The sequence below is a fragment of the Acinetobacter sp. neg1 genome (genome assembly GCF_000788125.1).
Classification (GTDB): domain Bacteria; phylum Pseudomonadota; class Gammaproteobacteria; order Pseudomonadales; family Moraxellaceae; genus Acinetobacter; species Acinetobacter vivianii.
Genome location: NZ_JSZD01000006.1, coordinates 340,511 through 360,397 on the forward strand (window position 1 = coordinate 340,511; position 19,887 = coordinate 360,397).

General features: G+C 40.6%; 16 protein-coding genes. 2 read left to right on the top strand and 14 right to left on the bottom strand.

Translation table 11 applies throughout. From position 1 onward, the window contains the following. Window positions 1-37: 37 nt before the first annotated feature. Both PJ15_RS02590 and PJ15_RS02595 read right to left on the bottom strand, forming a co-directional pair. Window positions 38-1,585: a DHA2 family efflux MFS transporter permease subunit gene (locus PJ15_RS02590; RefSeq protein WP_047427670.1), complete on the bottom strand. Its 1,548-nt coding sequence runs from the start codon at window positions 1,583-1,585 to the stop codon at window positions 38-40. Between the two features lie 23 nt (window positions 1,586-1,608). Next, the gene (locus PJ15_RS02595) at window positions 1,609-2,670 is read right to left on the bottom strand and encodes an HlyD family secretion protein (RefSeq protein ID WP_047427674.1); all 1,062 of its coding nucleotides are present in this window, start codon (window positions 2,668-2,670) and stop codon (window positions 1,609-1,611) included. Window positions 2,671-3,409: 739 nt separating this feature from the next. On the opposite strand from PJ15_RS02595, the gene PJ15_RS02600 reads away from it, so the two are divergent. Continuing rightward, a complete protein-coding gene (locus tag PJ15_RS02600; RefSeq protein WP_047427680.1) occupies window positions 3,410-4,282 on the top strand; it encodes a bile acid:sodium symporter family protein in 873 nt (290 codons plus the stop codon). 57 nt (window positions 4,283-4,339) lie between these two features. Here the strand turns inward: PJ15_RS02600 and PJ15_RS02605 are convergent, their stop codons facing one another. From PJ15_RS02605 to PJ15_RS02650, 10 genes are all read right to left on the bottom strand, one after another. Beyond that, window positions 4,340-5,341: a 2-dehydropantoate 2-reductase gene (locus PJ15_RS02605; RefSeq protein WP_047427682.1), complete on the bottom strand. Its 1,002-nt coding sequence runs from the start codon at window positions 5,339-5,341 to the stop codon at window positions 4,340-4,342. Window positions 5,342-5,494: 153 nt separating this feature from the next. Next, a complete protein-coding gene (hchA, locus tag PJ15_RS02610; RefSeq protein ID WP_047427685.1) occupies window positions 5,495-6,370 on the bottom strand; it encodes a glyoxalase III HchA in 876 nt (291 codons plus the stop codon). A gap of 108 nt (window positions 6,371-6,478) precedes the next feature. After that, entirely contained in the window at window positions 6,479-7,483 is a 1,005-nt protein-coding gene (locus PJ15_RS02615; RefSeq protein WP_047427689.1) for an NAD(P)H-quinone oxidoreductase, read from the bottom strand. A gap of 4 nt (window positions 7,484-7,487) precedes the next feature. Next, window positions 7,488-8,366, bottom strand: a complete 879-nt coding sequence (locus PJ15_RS02620; protein WP_047427692.1) for an AraC family transcriptional regulator — start codon at window positions 8,364-8,366, stop codon at window positions 7,488-7,490. Window positions 8,367-8,526: 160 nt separating this feature from the next. Further along, complete coding sequence (locus PJ15_RS02625; protein ID WP_047427695.1) at window positions 8,527-8,838, bottom strand: hypothetical protein; 312 nt, start codon at window positions 8,836-8,838, stop codon at window positions 8,527-8,529. 32 nt (window positions 8,839-8,870) lie between these two features. Beyond that, on the bottom strand, window positions 8,871-9,563 hold the full coding sequence (locus tag PJ15_RS02630; protein WP_004772300.1) for a GntR family transcriptional regulator: 693 nt from the start codon (window positions 9,561-9,563) through the stop codon (window positions 8,871-8,873). A 6-nt stretch (window positions 9,564-9,569) separates the two neighbouring features. Next, window positions 9,570-13,175: an urea carboxylase gene (gene uca / locus PJ15_RS02635; RefSeq protein WP_047427698.1), complete on the bottom strand. Its 3,606-nt coding sequence runs from the start codon at window positions 13,173-13,175 to the stop codon at window positions 9,570-9,572. A 15-nt stretch (window positions 13,176-13,190) separates the two neighbouring features. Beyond that, complete coding sequence (gene atzF, locus PJ15_RS02640) at window positions 13,191-15,017, bottom strand: allophanate hydrolase (RefSeq protein WP_047427702.1); 1,827 nt, start codon at window positions 15,015-15,017, stop codon at window positions 13,191-13,193. Window positions 15,018-15,273: 256 nt separating this feature from the next. After that, window positions 15,274-15,621: a winged helix-turn-helix domain-containing protein gene (locus tag PJ15_RS02645; RefSeq protein WP_047427705.1), complete on the bottom strand. Its 348-nt coding sequence runs from the start codon at window positions 15,619-15,621 to the stop codon at window positions 15,274-15,276. A 57-nt stretch (window positions 15,622-15,678) separates the two neighbouring features. Continuing rightward, window positions 15,679-16,788, bottom strand: coding sequence for an S-(hydroxymethyl)glutathione dehydrogenase/class III alcohol dehydrogenase (locus PJ15_RS02650; protein ID WP_047427708.1), 1,110 nt, complete (start codon window positions 16,786-16,788; stop codon window positions 15,679-15,681). Window positions 16,789-16,946: 158 nt separating this feature from the next. On the opposite strand from PJ15_RS02650, the gene PJ15_RS02655 reads away from it, so the two are divergent. After that, window positions 16,947-18,470 (top strand): phospholipase D family protein, encoded by a 1,524-nt coding sequence (locus PJ15_RS02655; RefSeq protein ID WP_047429127.1) that lies wholly within the window; start codon window positions 16,947-16,949, stop codon window positions 18,468-18,470. A gap of 25 nt (window positions 18,471-18,495) precedes the next feature. Here the strand turns inward: PJ15_RS02655 and PJ15_RS02660 are convergent, their stop codons facing one another. Both PJ15_RS02660 and PJ15_RS02665 read right to left on the bottom strand, forming a co-directional pair. Beyond that, entirely contained in the window at window positions 18,496-19,122 is a 627-nt protein-coding gene (locus PJ15_RS02660) for a class I SAM-dependent methyltransferase (RefSeq protein ID WP_047427711.1), read from the bottom strand. 21 nt (window positions 19,123-19,143) lie between these two features. Beyond that, on the bottom strand, window positions 19,144-19,734 hold the full coding sequence (locus tag PJ15_RS02665) for a uracil-DNA glycosylase family protein (protein WP_047427714.1): 591 nt from the start codon (window positions 19,732-19,734) through the stop codon (window positions 19,144-19,146). Window positions 19,735-19,887 lie beyond the last annotated feature (153 nt).

Below are 19,887 nucleotides of genomic sequence, written 5' to 3' on the forward strand. Positions count from 1 at the left end.
TTTTTTCATTTTTGAAATTACCCTCTATTTAAAATATCTACATATCCATCTTTTTCCCCCGATCCATAAATATGGTTAAAAAAGCCGTCACAAACATAATGATTGCGAGCATACGTAATAAATCATTGAAACTTGATGTAAGCGCCTGATAATGAATGTCACGGTAAATCACGCTCAGCGCAATTTGCTGTGCATTTGAACCAACCTCCTGATATTGCGCTGTCAACTGATCCAGTCTTTCGACAAAGATCCAGTTCTGTGGCGTCATGTATTGATTAATTTGAGTCACATGTAGCGCTGTCAGCCAGTCTAGTGAGGAGTTGATCAATGCCAAGCCAACTGCTCCACCAATATTGCGCATCAGGTTATAAATACCGCTGGCGTCAGCCACTTTACTTAGCGGTAAAGTACTCATGGCTAAATGTGAAACCACAATCAGACAAATCATCAAGCCGATACCACGATAAATTTGTGGCCAGAACATAAAGTCATAATCACTGTGGATGCTGAGATGTGAATTCAGCCATACTCCGAACCCCGCCAGAATCATGCCAACGAATACGGTTTTACGAGTGTCAAAATTAGGAATCAGCCAAGCAAGGAACGGCGCAAAAAAGAACATCACCACGCCTGTCACCATCATAATGTGACCAATCTGGCTACTGTTCATTTCTCGAACCTGCCCAAGAAAAACAGGAATCATATAGCCCAAGCCATACAGCGCCATGCCGATGACAAAGGTCGTAATTGCACTTAGGGTGAAGTTCTTGTTTTTGAATACGCTCAGATCAAGTAAAGGCTTAGGCTGAGTAAAGCTTCGAGTGAAGAAAATCATGCCGCCGATCAGACAGATCATCAAGGCAATACGAACGCCTGAATCTGCAAGCCAGTCGTGCCGTGCACCTTCATCAAGGAAATATTCCAGCCCACCCAAGAACATCGCCATACCAATCAGGCTCAGCCAGTCCATAGTTTTAATCAGTGAATAATTGGCGCGGTCAATATTTGGCCCTGAGTAAATCACAGTGGCAATAATAATCCCCGGAATGATATTGATCAGGAACATCCAGTGCCATGAGAAATTATTGGTTAACCAGCCGCCAATAGTTGGGCCAATCGCTGGGCCTAATGTACTAACCATCCCGAAGGTCACCAACGGTAATGAGCGTTTTGCTTCAGGAAAAAGCAGATACAACGCTGTCATCGAAGTTGGAATCATGCCTCCGCCCATAAAGCCCTGAATGCCACGGAAAACCAGTAAACTTTCCAGATTCCATGCCAACGCACAAAGCAGTGAGCTGATGGTAAATCCAACCGCACAAATGGTGTAATAGACACGTGTAGAAAGTACTCGCGATACAATGCTAGACATTGGAATCGCGATAATTTCTGCAATCAAATAAACCGTTTGTACCCAAGTCACTTCATAACGGCTTGCACTCATACCTGCTTGAACTTCATTTAAAGAACTCGCTACGATCTGAATATCAAGGATCGCCATAAAGTTGCCAAAAATCATGGCAGCAAAAATTGCCCATGCGGTTTTTCGAGGGAATTTCCATTCACTTTCGACAGACTGATTCATCACTTACACCTAAGACTTTATGTTTAAGTTCTGAGATCAACGGTCGCGCTGACCGACATTCCCGGTTTAATGAGATCAATATGCGGGCTTGAATCTATGGTGATGCGAACAGGAATACGTTGTACAACTTTGTTAAAATTCCCCGTCGCATTGTCAGGTGGCATGAGTGAAAAAGTCGCCCCGGATGCTGGAGAAAAGCTTTCGATTTTTCCGGTGTATGTCAGGCTTGGATATGCATCTATTTTTAATTTAACTTGCTGACCAATATGCATTTTTTCAATTTGAGTTTCTTTGAAGTTGGCCTGTACATATAAGCTTTTTTCAGGAATGATTGCCATCAAACGCGTTTGTGGTGAAACACGTGAACCTTTCTGGATTGCAAGACTACCGACTTTGCCCGACACGGGACTAATCACTTTTGATGAAGCAAGATCAATCTGATAAAGATCCAGACTCGCATTGGCATTTTGAATATCTGCCAAAATTTGGGCTCTACTTGCCTGTAGACTACCGAGTTGCGCTTCGGCTGCATTGACAGCGGCTTGCGCCTTGCTCAGTTGTGCCTGTGCGGTTAAATACTGAGACTGGACAGCTTCAAAGTTTTGGCGAGTAATCACCCCATCTTTTAACAAGTCCTGATAGCGGTCAAAATCTTTTTTCAAGCGGGATAAGTCAGCTTGCGCTGCAACAACACCACTATTTGCTTCACTAATAGATGACTTTGCTGATTTTTCATTTTGCTGCTGCACCCCAAGCGCTGCCTGTTTTAAGGTCACGACTGAACGGGCTTGATCATAACGAGCTTGATAATCACGATGATCCAGTATCGCCAAGGTCTCGCCTTTTTTAACCACCTGATTATCTTTAATGATCAATTCAATCACTTCACCAGATATCTTTGGCATTACCCAAGTGACATCAGCTTGAACATAGGCATTATCGGTAGACTGATAATATCGATATACAAAAAAATAATATATAATGCCGATAATGAGTAATAACAGAAGCGCACTAAAAACAGCCCATGTTATTTTTTTTCGACTTTGGAAATTAGTGTCAGTTTCTAGCTGAGCGACGTTATCCATATTCATTCCGCTTATTTGTAATATTCAATTTTTTATTTATACCAACAAAATATTGGCGTCTTTTTTACGTAACTTTTCACTTGGTTTTATTCAATAAATCGTCACAGTGTAAAAATTGCTGCAAATTATCATTCTTAAGTCAAATAAATATCATTGACCGTTTTGACAGGTGTTTTTTCTATTTCTGCCAGTAGACAGAATGTTATAAAAACTATATTTAAAATTTATGTAATTGTAAGTTTGGCCTACTTTATCTTCATAAACTTATTTTTTAAAATAGATCTATAATGTTGTTAAACCTATATATATTATTTTTTATTGTTTTGCTACAAATTTTCCTTATTAACAAAAAAGGCCACATCTTTTGCTTGTTTTATATACATAATCTGCTTTCGTTAACAAAATCCATATAACGTTATAAAAATGTAAATCGTCATATTTGGGAGTTTTATCTCTTATGCTTTTCAATTTATTTTGAATAAACTGTCATCTATTTGACAAATTTATGCTGTCAAAGTTAATAAAATATTTAAGTGATATAAATGATTAGAATTAATAACATAAAGACATTAATTTGTTATTTAGTTTTGATAATCGATGAGTTTATTTGCAAACCAGTTTAATAAATTAATCGACTTATGCCAAATATATCAACAAAATTATTGGAAAGTTGATATCTTCACAGGAAATAATATATAAATTTTTTTAATATAATTTTAACTCAAAGGAACGAATAGTTATGGATTCAGGATTGATCACCCTTTTCTTGCCAATCGCACTTGCCATTGTCATGGCGGGTATGGGCTTGGAACTCACCTTAAAAGATTTCGCCCGTGTCACCAAACACCCAAAAGCCGTTATCATTGCCCTGTTTTGCCAATTAGTTTTATTGGTCGGGATTGCATTCTTGATTTGTAAAATCCTTGCGCTACCGCCGTTACTTGCTGTGGGTCTCATGCTTTTAGCCGCATCACCGGGTGGCTCGACTGCTAACTTATTTAGTTATTTGTATAAGGGTGACATCGCTTTAAACATTAGTTTGACCGCACTCAATGCTTTGGTTGCTGCCCTGTTCTTACCGTTTATTGTCAATTTCGCCATTTTGCATTTTATGAATGAAGGACAACATGTAGGGCTACAATTTTCTAAAATTCTACAAGTATTTCTAATTATCTTGGTGCCTGTGGCAATCGGTATGCTGGTTCGTCATTTTGCCCCACATTTAGCAGAAAAGTTAAATCGTCCTGTACGTATTTTTGCAATTGTTTTCTTACTCATCATTATTGCTGGGGCAATTTTTAATGAGCGGCATAATCTGGTTGAGTATCTGGGACAGATTGGCTTTGCTACCGCTTTATTCTGTGCAATCAGTTTGGCAGTTGGTTATTTTGTACCGCGTTTCTTTGGGATCAGTTCATATCAAGCCCGTGCCTGTGCATTTGAAATCGGGATTCATAACAGCACCCTTGCAATGACGATTGCGTTTACAATTATGGCCAGTACGACGATCGCAATGCCCGCTGCAGTTTATTCTATTTTTATGTATATCTTCGCTACAATCTTTGGCATTTTGATTACTCGGTTTGGGCCACCAGTGACTGAGAAATCTTAAATATTTGTTTTATCGTCAATAGCGTATGACTGATTTTCAGTGATACGCTATTTTTAATTATACGACTTCTAGCTGTTGTTTAAGCGCTTGTGCTGACCAAGCCTGAGGAGAAGTTTCCGCCTGTTTAACAAGCTGAATCAGTTTTGCATTGATAGGTGCTTCTAAATTGAGCTGTTCTGCTAAACGAACAACCTCTCCATTAATCCAGTCAATTTCAGTTGTTCGTCCTGCCATCAGATCATCTGCCATAGATGAACGAGCCAGTGGATCAATTGCTAACATTTTCTTACTCACCACATTAAAAATGAAATCTGGCAATCTTAATACCACAGGAACAATTTGCGCTGGCAAAGCCGTGAGTTGAGCAGGTTGAATATGCGCAATTTTCAGCAATCTCAGCGCTTCCATTTGTGCCATTGCCAAACATTGACGATATGCCCGAATCGAAAGCTGTTGCTTTAATGGAAGCTGTGATAAGGCATTCACTGCGTTATTTAAATTAAGAATTAACTTCGCCCACTGTACTGCCTGCATATCAGGCTCCAGTTTCAGTTCCAGCCCTGCGGTTTTAAATGCGTTCATTAGCTCATGCAGCGCATCATTTTGCTTGATATGTAACTCACCTTCTGTACCTTGATGAAATCTACCATTTCCCAACGCCGCGACATTAAAAGGAACCATGCCTGCAAGAATAGTTTGGTTGGGCAGAATCTGTTTTAAAATCTCCGCATTTCTTAAACCATTTTGAAAACTGATAATCAATGTTTTGTTTCTTAAAACAGTTTTTAACTCATGAGCAACGTATTCAGTGGCTGCTGATTTAACACAAACAAAAATAATATCTGCTTGCGCTGCAACTTGTGGATCATCGCTCAATTGAAGCTGATTTGCTGCAATCGTGTGTTGATACCCACGATAATCCGAAACTGTCAGACCGTATTGTTGTAATTGCTGGTGAATTCTAGGGCGTACAATAAATTGAACATCGCATCCTATGGCTGCTAACCGCCCTCCCAGATAACAACCAATATTGCCTGCACCATAAATACATATTTTCATTCAACCTCCTGTTCAGTTTATATCCGTATGGGTTACTGTAACCCGAAGCCTGAAAAGAGATTGTCATTGAGTTGACAATTGATCAGCTAGAACAGGTCAAAAAATAAAAAAGCCCAACAATCGATGTCAGGCTTTCATTTTTATCTCAAGTAATTATCGTAGGTCTTGATCGGCCAATAATGTCGTTGCTGCCAACTTTCCTAAATTATTTGAAGCCAGCGGACTATCACCTGTTAGTAATTTTCGATCTTGGTGTACCTGACCTGTAATCCCTTTATTCAAGATTTTAACGCCAAGTTTTTCCAGATTTTCACCGACCAACCACGGCAGTTGCCCTGGCATATAACCGATATCAATATTCGCGCCTTTATCTAGGGAATCAGGGAAAACACAAACCTGATAGTCTTTGAAAATATAGTCTTGTGGATTTTCATCTACAGCGGCAGCAAGTAATGCTGCTGGCCCATGACACAAGGTAATCACATATTTATCATTTGCAACGGCCCACTTTAATAATGCTTTGACTTCAGTGCTGTGTGGAATTTTAGCCAATACACCATGTCCACCGGGGATGAAAATACCTGCATAAGGTGAATCAGCGCTTAAAGCTTTCTCGAGCACATCAGCCAGTTTTAACGGCGACTTGAGCTGTTTCTCATATTTTTTATAGGTGTCTAATACCACTTGTTCTTCGTTTGGCATCGCCCACATTTCCAGCTTGACTGGATTTCCTGAAAGCGTTGCAACGTCAAAGGCAAAGCCTGCATTATCCAGATGAAACATTGGCAATAACATTTCAACGGGATGATTTCCTGTAGAAAAGAATTTTTCATTCTGCATCAAGATATAACGTTCGTCTGTCGCGATCATTAAAATCTTTTTATCGCCCTGATAGGGTTGTGGATAGGTTGTACCATCATAGTCAGTTTTAGCGGAAGTATACTGACTCAATGAATAGGGTGATGGGAAGAATGCATTGTCTTCTGCAAGATCTGGTGTTGGATTACGATCATCAAGATTTGTTGTCATTTCAAGTTTCCTCATTGCATCGTTTTATTTATATTCATACTGCTTGAGCAACCTGCCATACTCAAGTTTTGAGTACGAACAGGCATAGAATGAACATAATCAGGCAAATTAAGACTTAATTTCGAGTACGACTTTGCCAATATGCTGGCTGCTCTCTAAACATTGGTGTGCCTGAGCGACATCTGCAAAGGCGAAAGTTTTATAGATCATCGGTTTACATTGATCGGCTTCAATCAAAGGCCAGACAAACTGTTCGAGCTCTTGGGTGATTTTTGCTTTTTCAGCGTTGGTTCTTGCACGCATGGTTGAGCCTGTGACAACGGCACGTTTTAGCATCAACTCCTGTATATCAAAGCCATCAACTTTACGTCCGCCCATAAAGCCAATAATCACCAAACGTCCATCACGCTTTAATAATCTCAGGTTCTGGTTGAAATAGGCGGCTCCAATGATATCCAGAATTACATCCACGCCTTGACCATCGGTCAGTGCCAACACTTCTTTCTCAAAATCTTGGGTTTTGTAGTTAATCACCTGTGACATTGGAGATAACTTTTCAACTTTGTCATCGTGGCCAACCGTAGAGAAATTTTTAATTCCCATAGCATGACACAAGCTGATTGCGGTTGAACCAATACCGCTGGCCCCACCATGAATCAGCACAGTTTCATCCTTCTTCAATTGACCAATCTGGAACAGATTCGCCCAAACAGTAAAATACGTTTCAGGGATAGCAGCCGCTTCAACAAAACTTAAATTTTTTGGAATTTTCAAAGTTTGATTTGCGGGTACAGCACAATATTCAGCATACCCGCCACCGTTGGTCAGTGCACAGACTTTATCGCCCACTTTAAACTGTGTCACTTGCGCGCCTACTTGTGTAACCACACCAGATACTTCTAGACCTGGAATAGGCGTGACGCCTTTTGGCATTGGATATAATCCTTGACGCTGTAAAATGTCAGGTCGATTAATTCCTGTTGCGTAGACTTCAATAAGAACTTCATCAGCAGTAATTTCTGGGCGTGCTCCCTCAGCAACTTGTAAAACTTCAGGGCCACCTGCTTGAGTAATTTCAATATATTTCATTTGTTCTACGCTCTTTTGATTCATCTGATCATGACTCCGTTTCAGTATTAGATTCAGCATGTTTTGGGGGAAAACCAAACTGCTTTTTAAATTCTCGGCTAAATTGAGAAGAGCTCTGATATCCAACAGCATAAGCTGCCTGAGCCACACTTTGGTCTGCGTTTTGCAACAATTGTTTTGCCTTATGCAACCGAACGACTTTTAAATATTGCAACGGCGAATGTTGTGTCACCTGTTTGAAGGCTTTATGAAATGCAGAGGTACTCATATTGGCTTGCTCTGCCAGCATTTCTACAGTGAGCTTTTCTGTAAAATGGTGCTGGATATACTCGCAGATTTTATAAATAGGTCTGAGATTGCCTTGTGCAACCAAACCTTTTAAGGCATCCGCACCTGCATGTTGAATTACTCGATAAAGCAATTCTCGTTTAATCTGATCGCCCAAAACCAGCACATCTTGTTCTGAGGTCAATGTCTGTAATAAACGATTCAGCACACTCGAAATGGTCTGATCATATTGAATCACACTCATTCCTGTGGTGAGTGGCTTAAACTGGTAGTTCTCGAAATAGGTTTTTGCAAGCAGCTCATTCACAGTGTCTGCCTCCAGTTTCATGCTGATCGCAATCATCGGTGCTTCCGCACTGGCAATGGTGTCACAATCAAATGGCATCGAAACAGAGACGATCAGGCATTCACCTTGTTGAAAAGAATAGGTTTCTGTGCCGATATAGCCGCGCTTTTGGCCTTGCAATACAAACACGAGGGTTGGTTCCTGTAATACAGCAATCGGTGGCGTATTATGGTCAACTCGCATGAGCACAATGCCGTCAATGGCTGTGGCAAAGAAACCTTCTTTCTGAACCAGTTTTAGAAATAAGTTGATGAGTTTTTGGTCATTCATCATGTGTCATCTGATGATTTGAAATATGATTTTTATTATTAAATAGCAAAGAGATAAAAGCTGTTAGTTTTATGCAGAATTAGGCATGGAAAAGAGAGTTTTGTGAACTCCTGTTTTCAGGATCAAATCATTGTGAACTAATGTCTATGACTTACCCAAATCATTATCTTTTATTGTCAGAAAAGATTATAGAAAAAAAGAATAGTAATGTTACAAACAATCCTACTCCAAAACTTATTATAATTGTTTCTAGGTTAAAAAACTCCATCAATACACCATGAGCTCCCCAAGGGCCATCAAACCCACGATTATTTGATCGTCTTCCTAATACTCCAATAATACAAAACCCTATACTTGAAAGAAAAAAAATACTTAGAGAAACTTTCCATAATTTAAATCTTGAAAGTAATGTTACTAGGGCAATACCTAATATTGTAACAACGGATGCTATCAAAGCATATTTCCAGTTATCCATAACAATCCTAAATGATTCATCAGAGCTTAATTCTAATAAAACTGACTCGAATCCAACATCTGTAAGGTAATCTTTTTCACTTCATCACGACTTTGCATGATATGCGCTTCAATCGCACTGATCGCCTGCTCTGTTTGTCTCTCAAAAATAAAACCTAAGATTTTTTGATGCTCCTGATAAGTCGCTTCCACCCGATAATCTTTAGAAAAGTCCAAACGGCGGATAATCCGGATTCGCTCACTCAAATCTCGATGAATCCTTGCCATTTCATTATTGCCCGAAGCACGGACCAAGGCACAATGGAAATCTTCATCTTGTTGCGAAAGCTGTTTAATATCCTTTAAGTACGCATCAGGCTCAACCAGCCAAAGCGCTTTTAAAAGTGACAACTCAACTGAGTTGTGATGATCAATCTGACAAAGTTTACGAATGCTATCTTTTTCCAAAACAATACGCACATCGTAAAGTTCTTCATAATAACGAAAATTGAGCGGTCGAATCTGCCAACCGCTCCGAAAGCTCACATCAACGTAGCCCTCTTGTTGCAAACGATATAAGGCATGTCGGATGGGGGTACGACTTACCGCATAAGCTTTGGCAACTTCAGACTCAGTGAAGCGTTCACCAGGCATCAATTTGAAATCAAAGATGTCATTCTTGATACGTTGGTAAACTAGCTCAGACAGATTGTCTGAGCTTTTTGTTGTTATTTTTGGTTCTTTCATTCAACCCTATTCCATATATACCAATGGCTCACCACTGTGTACAGTTTGTCCCGCTCTGCAAATAATGGCTTTGACGATACCATCTTCCTCCGCATAAACAGGTAGCTCCATTTTCATTGCTTCAATAATAGCAATAGTTTCTCCTTTTTTGATCTCTTGCCCATGTTCAACAAAAATTTTCCAGATATTGCCTGTCATTGATGCATTTAAAGAAGAAAGATGGCTGTAATCGACCTGATTGGCTTGTTCTACATGCTGTTCAGGTTGTGCAGCAAACTCTTCTTTCCAGCGACTCACTTCAGTGCTAAAGGCCTGTTGCTGTTTCTCTTTAAATGCGGCGATACTTTCCGCTTCATTCTCCAAGAACTGTACATATTCGGCATAGTCAAACTCGGTTTCTTCAATTTGGATCTGAGCGTGACCATTTTCAAAATCTGCACGCCATTGATTGAGTTCGGCTTCAGTCACAGGGAAATATTTAATCTGGTCAAAGAACTGCAAGAACCATTGTTTATCCCCAAATTGCTTGTTCTTTTTAAACTTGTTCCAGATCGGCAGCGTCCGCCCAATTAACTGATAACCACCCGGGGAGTCCATGCCATAAATACACATGTACATACCACCAATCCCTACCGTGCCTTCCGCAGTAAAGGTACGTGCTGGATTGTACTTAGAGCTGAGCAAACGATGACGTGGATCAATCGGCACAGCACACGGTGCTGTGAGATAAACATCGCCCAAACCCAGTACTAAATAATTGGCATCGAAAATAATGTCTTTCACTTCATCTCGATGTGCAAGCCCATTAATTCGTTTGATAAAATCAACATTATTCGGCAACCACGGCGCTTTAGCACAAACACTTTCCTGATAACGGTCCACTGCACCTAAAGTCGCACTGTCCTCAAAAGCCATTGGTAAATGTACGATACGCGATGGAATTTTCAGTTGGCTTAAATCACCCATTTCATCTTCAAGTTTAAGCAATTTCGTAATCAGCTCAGCTTGAGGAATAACCAGACCATCGTATTTAATCTGTAGTGAGCGTACACCCGGCGACAGTTCCAAAACGCCTGCAAGATTGGCTTTACGAATCATTTTAATCAGTTGATGCACACGTAAACGTAGTGCCAAGTCCAAAACGTTTTCACCATACTCTAATAAGATATAGCTATCACCTGCTTGGCGATACAGCGTTTTTGGCGATAATTCAGTTTGTTCACGTTGTGCCAGAATGGTGGTGAAGACATCTTGAGTTGGCTCAATCGTTTCAACCACTTTGGCAGCGGCGGCAAAGTTTTGAATCGTCTCAATTTGTTTGCGTTCTAACTCGTTGGCCTGCTCGACTGTAATTGGATAAAAACGGATTTTGTCATCAGCTTTGAGTTGACCTACTTTCCAAAGCTCTGCTTTGGCAATGGTCACTGGGCAAACGAAGCCACCTAAACTTGGGCCATCTTTTGCCAGAATCACAGGGAAATCACCCGTAAAGTTGATCGCGCCAATCGCATATTCACAGTCATGCACATTCGATGGATGCAAACCCGCTTCACCGCCATTTTCACGTGCCCAGCTTGGTGTAGGCCCTGAAAGTCTGACGCCTAAACGATTTGAATTAAAATGTACGGTCCATTCAGACGCAAAGAACTCTTCTACATATTCGGGTTTAAAGAAATCAGGTGCGCCATGTGGTCCATACAGCACAGCAATTTCCCATTCATTGCTATATTCAGGGATCAAATCTGTCGATAAGGCTTGTGGTGTGTCGGTTGCCAATGGCAATTCAGCATTTGCCAAGCTTGAATCAACCATTTTGATCATATCGCCAACACGCAAAGTACGTCCTGCATGACCACCAAAATTACCTAGTGCAAAGGTTGAACGACTACCTAAATATAAGGGTACATCCAGTCCATCACGTACTGCCAAATAAGTACGGCAGCCTGAAGCCACTTGTCCTATTTTTAAGGTTTGCCCTGCTTTGACTTTAACTGGTTGCCAAAAGCTAATTTCTTGATTATCTAACACAGCAGTACAACTTGCACCAGTCAGTGCAATCGTCGTATCTGCATGAAACTTTAATGTTGGCCCCACCAAGGTAAACTCAAAACCTGCCGCTTTAGCATCATTGCCGACAATACGATTGGCGAGTTGGAATGCATAATCATCCATTGGGCCAGATGGCGGTACACCTATATCCCAATAGCCTGTACGCCCCGGATAGTCCTGAATTGAACTAAGTGTGCCAGCTTGAATCACTTCAATGACTTTTGGTGAGTAGTTAAAATCATCCAGCATACGCGTCCAGATTTGCATAGATTCAAAACGCTGATCTGAAACAATGGCGCGTGCATAATCCAGATTGGTACTGATTCCATTTAAGCGGGTTTCAGCCAAAACTACTTTTAATTTTTCAATTGCTGTAGCTCGATCTTCGGCATGGACAATAATTTTGGCAATCATCGGATCGAAATATTGAGAAATTTCGGTACCTGTTTTGACCCAAGTATCGACACGAATACCTTCTGGAAAAGACACTTCTGTGAGTACACCCGGGCTTGGCTGGAAATTTTTCACAGGATCTTCGGCATAGACACGGACTTCGATTGCCGCACCTTTCGGTTGGATATTGCTGAGATAATCCCAGTCCAAGGCATCACCTGCCGCGACTTTGAGCATGCATTCAATCAAGTCGAGTCCAGTGACCATTTCAGTGACAGGATGCTCTACCTGTAAACGAGTATTTACTTCAAGAAAGTAAAATTCATCCCGTTGAGCATCGTAAATAAACTCAACCGTGCCTGCGCTGCGATAATTGACAGAACGACCCAGTTCAACCGCTGCTTGATGCAACTTTTGACGGGTAGCTTCAGGTAAATTGGCCGCTGGCGTTTCTTCTACCACTTTCTGGTTACGACGTTGCAATGAACAATCGCGCTCACCAAATGCCACTACTTGGCCTTTGCCATCACCAAAAATTTGTACTTCGACATGACGTGCTTTATCAATAAAACATTCGATAAAGACTCCCGCATCTTTAAAGAACTGTTCACCTAAACGTTTTACGCTTTCATAAGCTTCGGTTAATGCTTGCGGCGTGTCACAACGGGTTAAGCCAATTCCACCGCCACCCGCAGTACTTTTTAACATGATTGGATAGCCAATCCGTTCAGCAGCTGTCAATGCTTCTTCCAAGCTATCGAGTAGTCCTGTACCCGGTGTCATTGGAACATTCGCCGCTGCAGCCAATTCACGTGCGCGATGCTTTAAACCGAATTCCAGAATCTGCTCTGCGGTTGGGCCCATAAATGCAATATTATTTTCTTCACAAGCACGGGAAAAATCGGCACTTTCAGACAGAAAACCATAACCGGGAAAAATTGCTTCTGCCCCAGTTTTTTTGGCTGCTTGAATCAATTTATCAATACTGAGATAAGTATCGGCAGGTTTTAAACCTTCTAGCGAAATTGCAATATCTGCATCTTGGACATGTTGTGCATAACGATCGCTATCGGAATATACAGCCACGCTAGTGATGCCTAATTTTTTTAATGTTCGAATTGCTCGGACAGCAATTTCACCACGGTTTGCAATAAGTACAGTTTTAAACATGATGATTTCCCCCAATTAATTCGCTGTGTTTACCGCTTGACTGTTACGATGCTGGATATAGGCTCTCCATCCACCAAAATGGCTAATATTCTCGGCATCGCCTAAGCCATACGGTTCGCAAATAAAGCCTTTGACCCAACGACCATCCTCCAGCTCGACATTGCCCATCCCTAATGGGGTTGGAATTTCTGCGACAAACTCACCAAATCGTGCCGTTGGTACATCCCAAAGTTCGACGATGATGCTTTTTCCATTGGATTGACGTGCTAGTCCAGGTTTTGGTGGGACGGTGCCATTTAAGGCATAAAGTGCGTAGTCCTGAGAGGTTTTGGTGGTTTCGACATGTACTGCATCACGAGTGGTCAGTTGGAAATTGAGTGGCATGCCTGTTAAATGTGCACCCACCACAGCAACTCGGATATGATGAGGAGACACCAAAGTTGGTGCGTTTGAAGCTAAGGTCTTGTCTAAAGCACCCAATTTAAGTGCCAGATAGTTTTGCCAAGCCTTACCAAAGTGAATTAGGGCCGCATCGTGCCATGCAGGTGCAATTAAGCTAATACCGAAAGGTAAGTTGTCTGCTCTAAAGCCTGCGGGTAATGCCAATGCACTTAAATCTGCGAGATTGGTAAAGTTGGTATAAATGCCAAAGTGAGCGTTGTATTCAATTGGATGTTGTTGAAGCTGCTCAATGGTATAAATCGTTGGTGCAGTTGGGACAATCAATGCATCAAATTCAGCCAGACTGTCTTGAATTCTTCGAGCCAGATCCATTCTTAAATATTCGGTATTGTAGGCATCTACTGCAGAGTATTTTTCACCTTGTTGAACGATTTCCAAGACCGTTGGATCAAAATCGTCAGCATTGCTTTTTAGTAGATCCGCAACCGCCGCCGTACGCTCGGCAACCCAAGACCCTTGATATAATTGAGCTGCAAGTTGCTCAAAGGCAGAAAAATCAATCGCTGTAATTTCTGCATTTAAACTTTCAAGTAATTGAATGGTTTGCTGGAACGCTTTTTCTGCCTGCTCATCACCAAAGAAATTTAATTGTTTTGGAATTGCAAATTTTAATTTGCTCGAGAATCGAGCAGGTACATTTTTAGGGTGTGGACGAGAGTAACTGTCGAAAGCATCATACGCTTCGGCTTGATGGGCAACCAACTCTGCATCAGAAACAGTAAGTGCAAAAATGGAAATACAATCGATGCTTTTGACTGCCGGTAATAGTCCTCGATTTGAGAAGCGCCCTTTGGTTGGTTTTAAGCCCACAATATTATTGAATGCCGCTGGTACACGACCCGATCCAGCTGTATCCGTGCCCAGTGAAAATGGAACCAAACCTCTTGCTACGACACTGGCAGACCCCGAACTTGAACCGCCACTGACATATTCAGGTTTAAAGCTATTCGGTACTGCCCCAAAGGGTGAACGTGTCCCGACCAAACCTGTTGCAAACTGATCAAGGTTGGTTTTACCAATCACAATGGCACCTGCTTGTTTAAGCAAACGGACGGTTTCAGCATCTTGTGTAGCGATCGTATGTAATGCTTTACATGCTGCGGTGGTAACAAAACCAGCGACATCAATATTGTCTTTAACTGCAAACGGAACACCGTATAGAGGAAATTGCTTTTTGAGGTTTTCCGCATCTTGCGCTAATTGCGTTAAAGACTGAATCTGTTGTTCGAGTACATCTGGACTCACAATCGAAATCCAGGCCACATCATTAGGATCAAGTGCTTTAACTAATTCTTTTAAAATATCGAGTTGAATTTCATTGTTGAAATACGCCGTTTGCCATTCAGAAATTGTCCAGCCTAAAGTTTTTAGTTCATGCATCTTATGAATCCTATCTTGTATACAAGTTTGAATAGATAAATGCAGAAACTGTGCCAATATATTTTTAATATAAAAATTAATCACTTATGGTGTTTAATAAAATACAAGCTTATGAGAATGGTGCAGTTATAGTGCTGAAAAATTTTGTTCGAGCTGATGTGCGCTATAAATCAGCAGATCTTTAGTGTGGAATAAAAGAGTTGAATAAAAATGAGAAAATTCGATTTAAGTTATTTGTTTTTATAGAGTTATTTATTTACTTTAAATATTTAGTGATATCTTCAAATTCTGCAGCAACGGACTGAATCGCCTGTTGTTCCATGCCTCTAAATTTTTTTAATATGACTTGCCCCAATTCGGTTACGATTGCACCACCACCATGCGTTCCCCCTGTTTGAGTTTCGACAAGATGAGATTGAAAGCATTGATTCATGGTATCGACCAGTTGCCATGCACGACGATAACTCATGTCCATAGATTTGGCCGCTTGTGAAATTGAACCTGTACGCTGGATGGCTTCGAGTAATTCAGCTTTGCCGGGGCCAAAGGCAATCTGTTCATCAGACAAGATTCGAAGGTGCATTTTTAAACGTGGTTTTGACATTTCGAGTTACCAAGATTTGATGATGTATTTCACACCATCAAATCTCATTATTTAAATTTAGAAATGAATCACAGTACGAATCGACTTACCTTCATGCATCAAGTCAAAGGCTTCATTAATGTCTTCAAGTGGCATGGTATGCGTTACAAAAGGTTCAAGCTGAATCTCGCCTTTCATTGCATCTTCAACCATTTTAGGAAGTTGTGAACGGCCTTTTACGCCGCCAAAAGCAGTACCCATCCATTTGCGTCCTGTCACCAACTGGAATGGACGGGTTGAGATTTCCTGACCTGCACCCGCAACGCCAATAATCACCGACTGTCCCCAACCACGATGTGCACATTCAAGTGCAGAACGCATAACATTAGTATTGCCGATACATTCAAAAGAGTGATCAACGCCCCAACCTGTCATTTCCACAATGACTTGCTGAATAGGTTGCTCATACTCTTTTGGATTAAGGAAATCTGTTGCGCCAAACTGTTTTGCCAGTTCAAATTTATCTGGATTGGTATCTACTACAATAATACGTCCAGCTTTGGCCTGACGTGCGCCTTGTACTACAGCAAGACCAATACCGCCTAAACCAAACACAGCAACGCTATCGCCTTCCTGCACTTTTGCGGTGTTATGAACGGCGCCAATACCTGTAGTCACGCCACAACCAAGTAAACACACTTGTTCATGGTTGGCTTCTGGATTGATTTTTGCCAAAGACACTTCAGCAACTACGGTATATTCACTAAAGGTTGAACAGCCCATGTAGTGATAGATCGGTTGACCGTTATAAGAAAAACGAGTAGTGCCGTCTGGCATCACACCTTTACCTTGAGTTGCACGTACCGCAACACAAAGATTGGTTTTTCCAGATTTACAGAATAAGCATTCTTTACATTCAGCCGTATATAATGGGATCACGTGATCGCCTACTGCGACGCTGGTCACACCTTCACCCACTTGTACCACAACCCCTGCGCCTTCATGGCCTAAAACAGCAGGAAATACACCTTCAGGATCATCACCTGATAAAGTGAAGGCATCTGTATGGCACACCCCAGTATGCGTAATTTTAATGAGAACCTCACCCGCTCTTGGTGGCTCAACATCAAGCTCTACGATTTGTAATGGTTCACCTGCGGCAAATGCAACGGCTGCACGAGATTTCATACCTTCATCCTTTATAGTCGATGTAATGTGTTATGTTTGTAACAGTTAACTGATTTTATGCTGATATTCAACATCTTCAAGTACATGTGATGCTATCTTTACATAGTACGCAACATTTCACGATAAAAATGATAAAGAATTTATATCACTTTAAAATGATGACGCTTGTTATTGTATTTGGAATTGGTGGCTGTTCTTTACCGCCGAATGAAAATCATGATCGGAGTAATTCCTTGCAAACTAAAACAAAGTGGATGAATGACCCACAGGCCGATCTTAATATTGAAAATGGTTTAACGGCTTTTTTAGCTTTGGATGATGCTTTTTTAAGTATTGCCTCACGTATTCATTTAATCAGAAATGCCAAGCATCAGCTTGATTTACAATACTATATCTGGAATGACGATGCCATTGGCAATCTGATGCTTCATGAACTGCTGAATGCTGCTGATCGTGGTGTAAAAGTTCGCCTGCTGATTGATGACCAAAATGGAATAAAGCTGGATAAGGCTTTAAAAGCCCTTGCCCAGCATCCAAATTTTGAAATACGTATTTTCAATCCTTATAAGTTTAGACACCTCCGTTTTATTGATTATATCTTCCGCTTAAAACAGATTAACCATCGCATGCACAACAAGCTTACACTGGCAGATCATTCTATTGCTGTTACTGGTGGAAGAAATATCAGTAGTGAATATTTTGATGCTGGCGATCAGTTTCAGTTCAGCGACATGGATATTTTATTTTACGGCAAAGCGGTAGAGCGAGCGGAAGAGGTATTTGATGAGTTCTGGAATCATCCACTGAGCTACTCCACAGAACAATTGTTAGGACAAGGCACTGCTCAGCAACTTGAGAACCTGAGAATCTCATATAAAACGCTAGATCAGGTCAATACACCAACCGAAGATAAATTAGAAGCCGCACAAGATTATTTAAAATTACGTTTAGAAAATTATCCAATCCAGTGGGCCAAAGCCCATTTTGTGGCTGATCATCCAGATAAGGCGCGCGGACAGGCACAACAACAGCAACTTCTCTATTCCCAAGTCCTCAATATTATGGGCAAACCAGAACAGCACATGGAACTGGTATCTGCCTATTTTGTCCCGACTGAACGTGGTACGGCCTATCTCAATCAACTTTCTAAAGACGGTATCAAAGTACGGGTACTGACCAATAGTCTGGTTGCGAATGATGTGGCCGTAGTTCATTCGTTCTATAGCCAGTATCGTAAGCCACTTTTACAAAATGGTGTGCAGCTTTATGAGTTTAAGCCCAACATCGAGCGTAAAAAACGGACTTGGTATGAAATTGCGACAGGGAGTGTCATTCCCGTCAAAGGTAAAAATCGCTCCAGCTTACACGCCAAGTTTTTTGATGTTGATGGAAAGGTTTTTATTGGTTCATTTAACTTTGACCCACGCTCTGCTCATCTAAATACTGAAGTGGGTTTGGTGGTGGAATCTGATCATTTACAAGACCAGATTACCGCAATGCTGGACCAGCATTTATTACAAGTGGCTTATCAACTTAAATTAGATGAACATGGCAATATTGTCTGGTGTGAGCATAAAGACAATGGTGAAGTTATTCAGCATCATCATGATCCTGAAAGTACCAGATTCCAACGCTTTACCATGAATGTGGTGTCTTATTTCCCTATAGAATGGATGATGTAGAGCTTATTCAGGTTTATTGATTATCTTAACTGGGTGACATTTCAAATAAGCACAAACCTGCTATTTCTAAAGGCACCTTGATGACATCAAAAGATGCCTTTTTTAAAGCATCAATATGCTCTTGTTTACTCATAAAAAGTTGATCATTTTGCATCGCATCAGGCGCACAAATATGATCACAAACCAGATAATGGCCTTCAGATTTTAATAAGGTTTTCACGACTCTATGAAAATTAGTTGAATATTTCTTATGGCGAAGCTCATGTAAAGCTTGATGAATAATGATGATGTCAAATTTTTGAGTTAGGCTATCTTGCCAGTTCGGCTCTTTAAAATCTCCGATAATGTAGGTTGCTCGTGCTTTTTCAGTGGCATTTAATTTCTCTTGTGCAAGCGTGTGCATCACTTCAGAAAAATCAAAAGCGTGATATTTAATACCATCAAGTTGCGATAACAAATGTTGAGCTAAAAAACCAGGCCCAGACCCCAGTTCTAATACATGACAATTATTACCGATATGAGCTTTTATAAAGTCTACATAATACTGAAAGAAGTCCTTTCTCCATGGACGTTTTGCATTTGCTGTTTCTTGCCATTCAAGAGCATCTGCATAAAGCCTTAAATCAATAGGACTAGGGACATCATCACTCATAGCTTCCCTCCTCTTTTTTAATTACACCAAACCAATTTGCTGAAAAAATTGTTGATAGACTTCTGCTTTCTTTTCTAATGCTAAAGGATAGGCGCGTGACGAAGAGGGTAAACGATATAAACTCAGCTCCCGATCAAGATGTTTAACCTGTACAGATTGCCCTATCATTGGTTTTATCGGCTGATCTGGGAAATGCTGTATCAGTGTATCCGTTGCCTTATCCCCTGTTGTCATAATGGTATGACACATTGGTATTTGCTCAAGTAACTTTGATAAATCTGTAGGTGTGACAATTTCTAAAAACTTATCCGATGCATTACCCTGCAAGCGTTTAATCTGATACGCCGTATCAAATATTCCTACCCCAATCTCAGTTAGAAACTCACGAATTTCTTGTTCTTTAAAGTTTTTATTAGGCAAGTCTAAAAAATGATTTTTATCATTAAAGAAAATCAGGCCAAATATTCTCCACATGTCGTTTTGATAATTTGGATAGTAAAAATCCATCTTCCAACGGCTTTGTGGCGGCGGAAAACTGCCTAGCATCAATAGCTTGGCATTGGAAGGTAAAAATGGTTGTAATGGATGTGTTTCTATTTCTATATCAGTCATTTATATCAATAGCCAAATTTCAAATCGAATGAATATTTTTAATCATTTTATCGAATTTTCAAGTTTTTTGCTTGGCTCTTTTGTTGGTGAAAATTTCGCCTTAACAAAATTTTAGCAATATCTTTTTTTTTTATGGAGAAAAGAAAACCTCCC